The 11,197-nt window shown below is 62.1% G+C and carries 10 protein-coding genes and 1 pseudogene; 7 read left to right on the forward strand and 4 right to left on the reverse strand.

Features of this window, described 5'->3' with window-relative positions; translation table 11 throughout:
* Positions 1-12: 12 nt before the first annotated feature.
* Positions 13-870: a VOC family protein gene (locus tag IVB42_RS02225; protein ID WP_085362223.1), complete on the forward strand. Its 858-nt coding sequence runs from the start codon at positions 13-15 to the stop codon at positions 868-870.
* 346 nt (positions 871-1,216) lie between these two features.
* Here IVB42_RS02225 and IVB42_RS02230 read toward each other — a convergent pair whose 3' ends face one another.
* Positions 1,217-2,245, reverse strand: coding sequence for a L,D-transpeptidase (locus IVB42_RS02230; protein WP_247394636.1), 1,029 nt, complete (start codon positions 2,243-2,245; stop codon positions 1,217-1,219).
* A 179-nt stretch (positions 2,246-2,424) separates the two neighbouring features.
* Here IVB42_RS02230 and IVB42_RS02235 point away from each other — a divergent pair, with 179 nt between their 5' ends.
* Entirely contained in the window at positions 2,425-3,381 is a 957-nt protein-coding gene (locus IVB42_RS02235; protein WP_018457183.1) for a lytic transglycosylase domain-containing protein, read from the forward strand.
* 49 nt (positions 3,382-3,430) lie between these two features.
* Here IVB42_RS02235 and IVB42_RS02240 read toward each other — a convergent pair whose 3' ends face one another.
* Positions 3,431-4,555, reverse strand: a complete 1,125-nt coding sequence (locus IVB42_RS02240) for a DUF1236 domain-containing protein (RefSeq protein ID WP_018457184.1) — start codon at positions 4,553-4,555, stop codon at positions 3,431-3,433.
* A 102-nt stretch (positions 4,556-4,657) separates the two neighbouring features.
* Here IVB42_RS02240 and IVB42_RS02245 point away from each other — a divergent pair, with 102 nt between their 5' ends.
* Entirely contained in the window at positions 4,658-5,140 is a 483-nt protein-coding gene (locus IVB42_RS02245) for an NUDIX domain-containing protein (RefSeq protein ID WP_247394639.1), read from the forward strand.
* Here IVB42_RS02245 and IVB42_RS02250 read toward each other — a convergent pair.
* Entirely contained in the window at positions 5,127-6,101 is a 975-nt protein-coding gene (locus tag IVB42_RS02250; protein WP_247394641.1) for a tripartite tricarboxylate transporter substrate binding protein, read from the reverse strand. The two genes, IVB42_RS02245 and IVB42_RS02250, sit on opposite strands and share 14 nt — an antisense overlap.
* A 441-nt stretch (positions 6,102-6,542) precedes the next feature.
* On the opposite strand from IVB42_RS02250, the gene IVB42_RS02255 reads away from it, so the two are divergent.
* From IVB42_RS02255 to IVB42_RS42175, 4 genes are all read left to right on the forward strand, one after another.
* Positions 6,543-7,199, forward strand: coding sequence for a hypothetical protein (locus tag IVB42_RS02255; RefSeq protein WP_247394644.1), 657 nt, complete (start codon positions 6,543-6,545; stop codon positions 7,197-7,199).
* Positions 7,196-7,477, forward strand: a complete 282-nt coding sequence (locus tag IVB42_RS02260; protein WP_204510536.1) for an HGGxSTG domain-containing protein — start codon at positions 7,196-7,198, stop codon at positions 7,475-7,477. Before IVB42_RS02255 ends, IVB42_RS02260 begins: the two co-directional genes overlap by 4 nt.
* 407 nt (positions 7,478-7,884) lie before the next feature.
* Positions 7,885-8,235 carry a hypothetical protein gene (locus IVB42_RS02265; RefSeq protein ID WP_231188750.1) on the forward strand — a complete coding sequence of 117 codons (351 nt, stop codon included), beginning with the start codon at positions 7,885-7,887 and terminating at the stop codon, positions 8,233-8,235.
* 358 nt (positions 8,236-8,593) lie between these two features.
* On the forward strand, positions 8,594-10,000 hold the full coding sequence (locus IVB42_RS42175) for an invasion associated locus B family protein (protein ID WP_345947098.1): 1,407 nt from the start codon (positions 8,594-8,596) through the stop codon (positions 9,998-10,000).
* 699 nt (positions 10,001-10,699) lie between these two features.
* On the opposite strand, the pseudogene IVB42_RS02280 reads toward IVB42_RS42175, so the two are convergent.
* Positions 10,700-11,197 (reverse strand): annotated as a pseudogene (locus IVB42_RS02280) (pilus assembly protein TadG); the annotation flags it as partial.

An 11,197-nucleotide genomic window follows, 5' to 3' on the forward strand; every position in this document is an offset into this window, starting at 1 on the left:
GGGGAAAGAACAGTGGCCCTCAAGAACGTCATCGGTATCGACCACGCCGTGGTCATGGTGCAGGACCTCGACAAAGCCGCCGAAAACTACCGGCAGCTCGGCTTCACCATCTCGCCGCGCGGCACCCACAGCGCACATATGGGCACCGGCAACTACACGATCATGTTCGACCCGGATTATATGGAGCTGCTCGGCGTGCTCGCGGCGACCGAGCACAACGCGCCGGCGCGTGCCTTCCTCGACCAGCGCGGCGAAGGCATCGAGCGCATCGCCTTCACAGCGGTCGATTCCACCGCCGGCGCGGAGGAAATCCGCGCGCGTGGCCTGGAGCCGATCGGCCCGACCGATTTCGAACGGCCCGTGACGCTGCCTGATGGCACGATCTCGGCGGCGAAATTCCGCACCTTCATGTGGCCGACCGCAGAAGCGCCCGGCGGCGTGCGCATTTTTGCCTGCCAGCACAAGACGCCAGAGACGGTGTGGATTCCCGAGCTGATGAAGCACGCCAATGCGGCCAAGCGGATCAAGCAGACATTGATCGCGACGCCCGAGCCCGCGAAGGAAGCCGCGGATCTGGGACAGCTGATCGACCGCGAGCCGAAGGCTGAAGCCGACGGCGCAGTGACCGTGCCCTCCGGTGGCGATCGTGCCGAATTCGTTTACTTGACGCTGGAGCAGCTCGGCAAACGTTATCCCGGCGTGCCGCTCGCGGGTCTTTCCGAACGCGGTGGCGCTGCCCTGGTGCTTGTCAGCGGCGATCTCGCTGCCACCGACAAGGCGCTTGGTTCGGCAGCCGTGCGCAGCGGACCTGCGATCTGCGTGCCGCCGGCCAAGGCGAACGGCACCCTGCTCGCTTTTGTTGCCGGCTGATTTGAACTAATTCTTCAACGAGCGTCTACAGGGCGGCCCCAGGCTTCGGGGCTACCCGCGCCTTCAGGGCCAAGCGCATGTTCAAAGAGATATCGCCGGTCGCCTATGACGCGCCGGCCGAACTGAAGAAGTGACCGTCGCTGAAGGGCCAGAGGCAAAAGGATCGAGGTCCGCCCTATCCCGTCTACAACGGCACGCTCGCCGACTGCGTCCGCGAGCTCATGGGCAAGCCATCAAGGGCATCTCGCTCTACGATATCATGACGAGGGCAAGCAGCGTTCGACCAGACCGTGCTGTCGCCCGGTGATGCCGCCGAAATCGCGATGCGCAAGGACTTTCCCAAAGACTAGTTCGAGGCGCGCCTACCGCCGGACTTCCGCCGCTGCTCGGACGAGGAGTCCGTCGGCGCATCCAGAAAGACCACCGGTGTGCCGCGCTTGACGTGCTCGCCCAGCGCGCGCACGTCCCGATTGGTCAACCTGACGCAGCCATGCGACGCGGACTTGCTGACCCTGTCGGGCTCCGCCGTTCCGTGGATGCCGTACCCCTGTGCGGACAAGCCGATCCAGTATGCTCCCACCGGATTGTTCGGGCCCGGCTGAACATCGAACGGCTGTTTCGATTTGACGCTTCTGAACTTGTAGTCAGGGTTGTAGTGATAAACCGGATTCTCGTGGGTGCTGGTGACCTTGAGCGTACCGCTCGGCGTCGGACGATCCGGACTTCCGATTGACGCGGGATAGAACGCGATCAGGGTGGCGCCCTGGTCGAATGCTTTCAGCGTCCCGTTCCTTTTGTCGACGTCGAGCCGCGCGATGTTCGGAAGCTCTCGCCGCGCCGGAACGTTTGCAACGACGATGGTCGCTCCCACCTTGTCGAAGGCCGGGTTGAGCGCCTTGAGCAGATCGGCGCTCATGTGGAATTTCTCGGCAAGCCCTTCGAGCGGGCTGGTGTAGCTCAGCGCCTTCAGCGGCTTCATGTCATCAAGCTTGCCGGGCAGCTCCTTCAGAAACGGGCCCTTCACATCCGCGTCCGTGATCTTGTATTCGACGAGGACGGCGCCTTCGCTCGCGGCGTTCAACTTGTCCCAAAGCTCGGGCGCGATCGTTTTATCCGATGCAACGCCGTTCTGCTCGGCGAATGCTTTCAGTGCCTTCTGCGCGTTCTCTCCGAGCTTGCCGTCGATCTCCCCGGGCGAGAACCGCGCACGGTCGAGCAGAATCTGAAGCTTCACGATCGCGGCGTTGAGCTTGTCGCTAGCAGGTTGCTTTGCGGGACGCGCAGCATCGTTTACCGCTGCCGCATCGAGATTGCGCGCAAGCGCCGAAGAGATCGCCGCCAGCGAAATCACCGCGCCAAGCATCCACCGCATCATCTCGCTCGTCCCAATTCGCCCACCCCGCAAAATCGCGGAGAAGAGAGTTTCCCGCGGAACACCGTAGTAACACCGTGGGAACCGACGAGACCGCAGCTTTGCCGCAATCGCTCGGTTAATAACTCCTTATCGCCGGCGCATCGCTGGCCGTTCACCCACAGTTCGAGGTTGCTCCAGCAATGCGATTTGTCGTCGCGGCGTGCGCCGCGTTCATGATTCTGATGTGCGACTTCGATCCGTCGGCGTCCCGCCAACCATCAGCTTTCGATCACGCCGTTCTTCAAAACACTCAGGCCTCGTCACTTGTTCCGGTGGTCGAGCTGTTCCTTGCAAGCGTGCAGGCCCTCGAGCTCGCCAATGCGCGTGCGGCCTATGAGGAGACCCCCGAGCCGCCGGATACGGTCGAACCCGTCGCGCAGGCGCCGGTTTCGCCGACGGAACGCTTCTGCCACGCGCTTCGCGGAGCTGCCGAAGCCAGCGGCATTCCCGTGCCGTTCTTCGCGCGTTTGATCTGGCAGGAGAGCCGCTTCAAGTCCAACGAGGTCAGCCAGGCCGGCGCGCAGGGCGTCGCGCAGTTCATGCCGGAAACGGCAGCGGAGGTCGGGCTAGATGATCCGTTCGATGCGATGAAGGCGCTGCCGGCATCGGCCAAGTTCCTGCGCAAGCTGCGCGACGATTTCGGCAATCTCGGCCTTGCCGCAGCCGCCTACAACGCAGGTCCCGGCCGAATCCAGAAATGGCTCGCCAAAGAGAGCGAGCTGCCGCGTGAGACACGCGACTATGTCCGCATCATCACCGGCACCAGGGCCGAGGACTGGACCGAACGCGCGGAAGCCCTCGCGATCCGGATCGACCTGCCGCGCGAAGCACCCTGCGAGGGCATCGGCAGCCTGTCCAAGACGAAGGACGTCGCCTGGGTTCCGGTGAACCTGACGCCCTCGGTCGCCACCATCATTCGCAAGGCCGAGCAACTGGCGGCGCGATTGACCGCCAGCCACGCACGCAAGCGGCTCGCGTCTCTGATCCGGAAGAACACCCACGGCAAGGCACGCAGCATGATCGCCGCGCGTGCGGCGGGAAAGAGCGCGAAGGCCCGCGCCATCCGTTTTGCAGCGCGCGAACGATCTTCGGGCTGATGCGCAAATCCGGAAGCCGCTCGATGGAGCGGCTTCCAGTGGCCGCGAACTAGTCGATCTCCTCGATGATGCGGCGTTCGCGGGGCTCGACGACATAGGTCCGCGTATCGCGGTGGATGTAGCGGTACTCGCGCAGGTCGGGCGCGTCCCGATAGACGGTGCTCGGGAATTCCTCGACCTCGACACTCTCGGGAACGCGGTCACCAACATGGATTTCGGACCGCGCGGTGCTGCCGGTGGTCTGTCGTTCGCTCCGTCCCTCGGTGCGGGTCTTCGCATGCTTGCGGATCACTTCGCGATCGCGATCCGAAAACTTGCTGGCGCTGCGCTCACGCGTGGTCGTCGTTGTCGCGGTGGATTGTCCCGAGTACGGCAGCACGGTTACGATCTTGTATGTCGCCGGATCGACCACGACGATTTCATCCTTCACCAGCGCAAAGCTGTAGCCGCGATATTGCGGCACGATCTCGACCACATCGGGTGGCAGCGTCGATAGCTGGACATCGCGCGGCACCACCGTGCCGACGTTGAGCGAGAAATTGACGCTGGTCAGCGGCCGCACGTTGAGATGCGAGATGGACGCGCTGATCTTGGTCTCCTGCTGCTTGTTGAGGTTGACGTCAGTGCGGGCGGCGGCCTGTGAATTGGCACCGGTCCGCTGGTCTTGCGCCTGATTGCTGCTCGGCGTGTTTGGCGATTGCTGGGCCTGGTTGGTACCAGATGAACCAGGCGCCTGCTGCGCCTGATTGGTATTGTTCGACGGAGGGTTGGAGCGATCCTGCGTCTGGTTCGAGTTCGCCGCCGGCGGATTGGCGCTCTGCTGCGAGGCGGGCTGGTTACCGGCCGCGTTGGAGTTTGCCGTACCACTGGGCGGCCGCGAGGACGTGTCCGCGCTGTTGGTGGCGTTGGTCCCGGAGCCGGAATTGGCCGATCCGGAAGACGGAGTGGTCGCCTGGGTATTCTGTGTCGACGCTCCGGGCGTTGATGATTGCTGCGGCTGCGATCGCGACTGCTGTGTTTGTGCCGCGCCAGACGGCGACGTGTTGGACGGAGCTGCGGAATTGGACTGGGATTGCGGCGTTTGCTCAGACTTGGTGTTGCTGCTTGGCGATTGCGCAAAGGCGGCGTTCGCCAGCACCAGCCCTAAGGCGGTCGTTGCCAACAGGCGGATCATGGTTCACTCCCTTGTTCGGTCAAAGCGTTGGCTATTAACCTGCGCTAAAAGCGTCTGTTCCACTTTTTCCCGGCCGAATGCGCCGCCTGAACGGAACCTGCGATGCCATCGAAAAGCGCCGGGATCATTGCCTATCGCAAACGTGGGGAGCTCGAGGTTCTGCTCGTTCATCCCGGAGGACCGTTCTGGCGCAACAAGGACCTCGGGGCATGGTCGATTCCGAAGGGCGAGTACGCAGACGAAGACGCAGAAACCGCCGCGCGACGGGAGTTTGCCGAGGAGCTTGGGCTTGAGCTGTCCACGCCGCTGACTTCGCTTGGCCAGGTCAGGCAGCGCGGCGGCAAGATCGTCACCGCGTTCGCGGCCGAGTTCGACGTCGATTTGCGCAGCATTCGCAGCAACACATTCGAGATGGAATGGCCGCCACGCAGCGGCAAACGTCAGACCTTCCCGGAGGTCGATCGTGCCGAATGGTTCACGCTCGCAGCAGCGCACGAGAAGATCAACGCAGGACAGCGCCCGCTGCTCGAGCGGCTGGCTGAGGTGGCCGGCAGCACGCCAAGCAGACGCCCTACTCCGCCTTGATGTTCGCCGCCGCCACCACTTCGGCGAGTTCCTTGATCTCCTTCGCGATCTTGGCGGCGTAGTCGGCCGAACTCAGCACGCTGACGACGCCCTGCGTCTCCAGCCGCTCCCGTAACAGCGGATCGTTGGCTGCGGCGACGATCTCCCGGTGCAGCATCTCGAGCGTCGGCGCGGGGGTTGCCTTCGGCATGAAGAAGCCGACCCAGAACGAGATGTCGAAGCCGGGATAGCCGGCTTCCGCGACGGTCGGCACATCAGGCAACGCCGGCAGCCGCTCGGCGGAGGACACCGCGAGCGCGCGCAGCTTGCCGGCCTTCACCAGCGGCACGGCGGACAAGGGATCGAACACTGCCAGGACCTCCTGCGCGAGGATACCGACCTCGGACGCAGCACCACCGCGATAGGGCACGTGGATCATCTTGACGCCGGCCCTCTCGCTGAGCAGCTCCATGGCGAGATGGGCAAGGTTGCCGTTGCCGCCCGAGCCGTAGGCAAGCGCGCCGGGCGCAGCCTTTGCCGCGGCGACGAGATCCGCGACGGTGTTGATGTTGGCCGTCTTGGAATTCTCCGGATTGACCACCAGCACGAGCGGCGCCGACACGACGGTGGTGAGCGGCGCGAAGTCCTTTTCCGGGTCGTAGCGGATATCCTTGAACAGCGTCTTGTTGAGCGTGATGGTGGAGGAGTTGCAGGCCAGCATCGTGTAGCCGTCGCCTTCCGCACGCGCGACGCCTTCGGCCGCGATCATGCCGTTGGCGCCGGCGCGGTTCTCGACCACGAAAGCTTGTCCGAGCTTGTTGCTCATCCGATCGGCGACGATGCGCGCGACGACGTCGACCGGGCCGCCCGCGCTGAAGCCGACCATGATCTTGACCGGCCGCACCGGATATTTTTGCGCGAAGGCCTCCGTCGTCACGCACAATCCGGCGACGATCGCCAGCAGGCGAAGCGTTCGTTGCATTCGTTCTCTCCCCAGAAGTTCTCGCCGCTTTTGCAGGTCGCGGCGCATTCGCGAATCATGATGAGCGGCCGCGGCGGATTTCGCAATCGCGTTTGCGGGCCGGCATTCCGTCGCGCGGCAGGTCGGAGCCGGTTCGAAACAAAAAACGCAAAAACAACCCCATGCACAGTAGCCGACGCTTGCGAGATCAAGAACTTGGACGAACGAGGATTTGCACGAACGAGGATTGCGCGCTTCGCAATCTTCGTTTGACACGTCGGGCAAAACACCGGCAGAATGGCATCATCGCAACAATCGTCAGCGTCCACGCCGCCCGACCATGGGGCGTCGCGCGGCGATTGCGCGTAAGCCCTTCATCAACATCCCGAAAATCCCACAGGCGCGCAAGCCGAGCGATCGATGTCGCGCGCAGTGAGCCCGCGCGGGCAAAGGACACAGCACATGACGACATCTGCCAAACGCCACAGCACGCTGCCGGTTGCGGCAAACGATCGCAGCGGCCCCGACGCGAGCCCGCGGATCAAGCTCTACAAGCGGGGGATTGCGATCCGCCATGCCGACCCCCAGGCCGGCGAACGGCTGCTGGCCGAGGCGCTCGGTGCCGCCGACCGCGACGCGCTGCATGGTCTCCTCAAGCAATTGGTGAAGGCCAGCGTGACCGGACGGAAGCCCGATGAAGCCAATCTCGCCTTCATGATCTCGCTGGTGAAGAGCATCGCGCCGAAGGACTCGATCGAGGCCATGCTCGCAGTGCAGATGGTGTCCGTTCACGCCGCAACGATGCGTTCTGCCTGCCGCCTCGCCCTCACCGACGACATTCCGCAGCAGGAGAGCCTCACACGCGCGCTGACCCGGCTGGCCCGCACCTTCGCAAGCCAGATCGAGGCACTCAGCCGCCACCGCAACAACGGCGAGCGCGCGATCACGGTCCGGAACTTGTCGGTGCAGGACGGCGGCAGGGCGATCGTGGGCAACGTGACCCAGCACGCCAGCATGATCGTCGCGGAGCCGCACGCTGCGGCAGCCGCAGGACTGGTCCCGCCGCGTGAGGCCGGCGAATACGAACGGGCCGAATCCAGACAGGGCAGCAATGCATGAGCGGCGATCACATCCGCAACACCGGCGCGATGTGGACGAGCCCGCGCTGCGGCGCCGGGACGCGCAGCGGCCTCGCCTGCCGCGCGCCTGCAGTGCACGGCAAGTCTCGCTGCCGCATGCACGGCGGCGCACGGAGATCAGGCGCGCCGAAGGGAAATCAGAATGCGCGGACGCATGGCGAATTCACGGGTGATGCGGCCGCTGAACGAGCGCAGGATCGGGCCGTGCTGAATGATGCGTTGAAGCTCCTTGCGGAGCTGTCGCGAGTTGCCGAATAGGCCATAAAGGCGACGCACCCTAGATCGCAATCGTCGTTGACGAACGCGGTTGTGGAGATCCGCAACAGATGCCGTGCAGACTCATGCACCGTGGGTCATTTCCTTAAGTCTGTGAGGGCTTTGGTCGGCTACGCCGTCATGAGCGGACAAGCTCGGCGCCATCCCAGAGGTCGGCTAAGGGCAGGCTAGGCCAAAGAAGCAGCTGCACTGACCTTTAGTTGAAGCGTTGTCGTATTTGAACCTTCGCTCGAATTTCCGGACTCACCTCAGTGGGGATGGGAATGAACTGTCCCATCACAGCATCGAGCGATCGTCAGCGGCAGTTGCAACGGATTTAGTTACCGGGTTGCCAGCCTAAGCCGCACCAAGCCAGCGGATCGGCCGGCGAATATCGCGGAGGCAAACAGATGTTTCCAGCGAAACTTGCGGCATCGTTGCTGGGTTCAGCGTTGCTACTGACGCCGGTCCTTGCACGCGACGATGGCCGATACGACCACTCTGCGCTGAAGTCTTGGTTTGAAAGCTTGCAGAGCGAATTTGGAAAGTGCTGTACTGATGCCGACGGATACATAGTGTCCGATGCCGATTGGGAGTCCAGTCGGGGCCGTTACCGCGTCCTCATCGACGGCGAATGGGTGCTCGTACCTGACGGTGCGGTTGTCACAGAACCAAACCGCTTCGGCCGTACAATGGTCTGGAGGCATTACATAGACGGCCATCCGCGCGTCCGATGCTTCATGCCCGGATTCATGACTTGACCTCACTTTCAAGGTGCTCCGCTTCGGGTCATTCGCACCGATTTGCCCGCGTATTCTCGATGTCCGCTATGGCCCTAGCTGCCGGCGTGCCGGATACTTCGCCTTCAGGCCCACAAGCAGACCAACGACGATAGCGGCGGCGGGGTTAAAGCTCGAAACAGGCCCTAAGGCCGTCAAAAAGCCAGGAGCCGCATGAAAGGCGGTGCACGCTCATCCGAGTTTCCGACGACGCTTTTTTTGCTAGGCCACTAAGCCGCACGACGTCGGGAACTTGCGGTTGGTCGCTTTGATCCAAATCAACGGATTCCTGCCTCCGAGACCTAGCGTCAGACCCAGACCAGATCGTCGGAGAAAGAAGATGCTGAAGCACTTGCTGGCCATTCTTCTTTTGCTGGCTTTCCCCTCGGCAGTCCATTCCCCAGCCGCGGCAGATGACCGAACTGCGGGACAAGTAATCCAAGAGGAAATTTGGGCGCTGCCGTTTCCACTGCCGGTGCTTGCCTTCCTGGTACGGCCGGTCGGAGATGGTCCGTTTCCGCTAGTGGTTATGAACCATGGAATTTCGCTGGAAGCCAACCAGCGGACGATGTTTCCGGCGATCGAGTATCGGGACGCGGCACGTTGGTTTGCACGTCGCGGTTATGTGGTCATCTCGCCCGTCAGGTACGGGGCCAGCAGTCTCGATGATAAAGATCAGGGTCTCTACGGAGCCGTCTTTGCCCACGTCGGTAGCTGCGACAACCCAAACTTCCGTGGTCCCGGGCTCGCCATCGCCACTCTGAACGAGTGGGTCATCGACTACATGAGCAAGAAGAAGATGATCCAGCCGGGTAAGGTCATCGTCGTTGGCCAGTCGGGCGGCGGATGGGGCTCGATTGCTCTTGGGAGCCTAAACCCGTCATCAGTTCAGGCCATCATTACCTTTGCAGCGGGACGCGGAGGCCGAGTTGACGGCAAACCCAACAACAATTGTGCTCCCGACAAGCTCGTTGCCGCCACCAGCGAATTCGGCCGCACCGCACGCGTACCGATGCTTTGGATCTACGCGGAAAACGACAGCTACTTCGGTCCGGAATTGACGATGAGGATGCATCAGGCCTTTGTCGAAGCGGGCGGAAATGCCGATTATCGTATGCTCCCGTCCTTTGGGACCGACGGGCACTTCATGATCGATTTCGCCGACGCGGTGCCGATCTGGTCGCCCTTGGTATCGCAATTTCTGGAGAAGCATTCAGCGACCGCTCCGCCGCTTGGGCAGCCAGTCAACGGCCCTTCTGCCCAGCGGGAGCCTCCGTCGAAGCCGCCACGATTGCGGCTGCCTGAGAACATCCATTTCTCAACCTGGAAAAAGCTTTGTTTCGCCTCATCCGATCGAACCAACATATGCCGATCGACGTCAACCGCCACGGACGATCTCGATCAGATCGTGGCCCGTGTCGATCTGATCGAACGAGCTGACGGTCCCGCTCGCCTGCAGCTGTTCGTTCCGCAAGGGGCAAATCTGCAGCAGGGAGTCAAGGTGACGGTAGATCAAGGCAGTCCTGTCCAGGTTCCTTTCACCTGGTGTCTCACCAACATCTGCATCGCAGCACGTGGAATTGAACCAACGGTGGCGGCTCAAATGGAAGCCGGCCAACAGCTCAAACTCGAACTCACAGACCTTTACTCCTCTTCGGTGACGATAAGGTTGCCGCTGAGCCAGTTCGGGGCTGTTCACCAAGACCCGCCTGCCGAAACTTTCGATTTCAGCCTGACTGAAGAATGAATGGAGTTGGACCGCCTGACGGGGCTGACCGAAAGGAAGCTCGACTGTGAGTACGTCGGATATGCCTCTACGGAGGCACGAGACAACGGATCCTCGCTCTTAACGGACTGAAAAAATTCTCCGGATCGACGATCAAGCAGTCAATCCGGCAGCGAATTGTAGCAATCGCTGTCGGACTGATCATCCTCATGCTCGTGACGTCGGTCCTATCGATCGCGATGGTCAGGCGAACCGATAAGCATTGAGGACCGCAAAGACAAAGCCTTCATTTCGCATCACTCTGTCCATCTATCGCATCGTTTGGGATCCGTGACCCCTCCTGGAGTATCAATATCTGGTGCTCATCTAAAGATTGCTTAATCTTGCTTGTACAATTTCAGCGTGCTGGGCTCGATGGGTTCCGCACTGCTCATCAAATCTGACTACGCGTGTTCGCATTGAATCATCGGCTGACCGTAGGCTCCGAGGGAGCTCACGTCCGCTTCGGGTCAAACTGCGATTCCGCTCTTGCATGAGAGACGGTCCGGTCTAGCTCGCGAACTGGACGTCACGATCGCTCGCGCGAAGGTCAGCCGCCGAGCCAACATGTGACGCGCGTTGGCGCTCACGTGAGGATGCGATTTCGCCCTTGGCGGGCTCTGCCTGCTGTTTCAGCCTTTGCTTCCCCGGGCCAATATCAAGCAAAATGGATATGTGGGGCTACTTCGAAACGCGCAGCTTGGAAATGGATGTGCCGATCTGGGTGAAGGCGGCGTCGATTTCGCTGGGGTTGCTCAGCATGAAGAAGTTTGCCGAGCCGCTCGCACATTTGGGAAGCACGGGCGACACCCCGGTGCCGTCGTCGAGCTGGACCGTGTAGATGGTCGTGTTCTTGGCCTTGACGGCGGTGCACAGAGCCTCCATTCGCGTGTCGATCTTGCCGCGTTCAGTCGAGGACGAGGTCATGGACCCGTCGCCGTTCCACCGATTGACCGTGTTCTGGCCGTCGGTGAACAGGATGATCACGTGCTGGTACACGTTGTTGACGTCCTCGGCCGGCGCGTTCAGCGGCGCTTGCTGCAGCAGCGACAGCCAGCCCCAGTGCAGCCCGATGGTCTGATTGGTGCCGCCGTTCGCCGACATCGCGTCGATGGTGCTCTTGACGGTGCTGGCTGTGCTGGTCAGCGCCAGCAATTTGGCCGGGCAGTACGGGTCTTG

The sequence above is a fragment of the Bradyrhizobium sp. 45 genome, from assembly GCF_023073155.1.
GTDB classification, from domain to species: Bacteria; Pseudomonadota; Alphaproteobacteria; order Rhizobiales; family Xanthobacteraceae; genus Bradyrhizobium; species Bradyrhizobium canariense_D.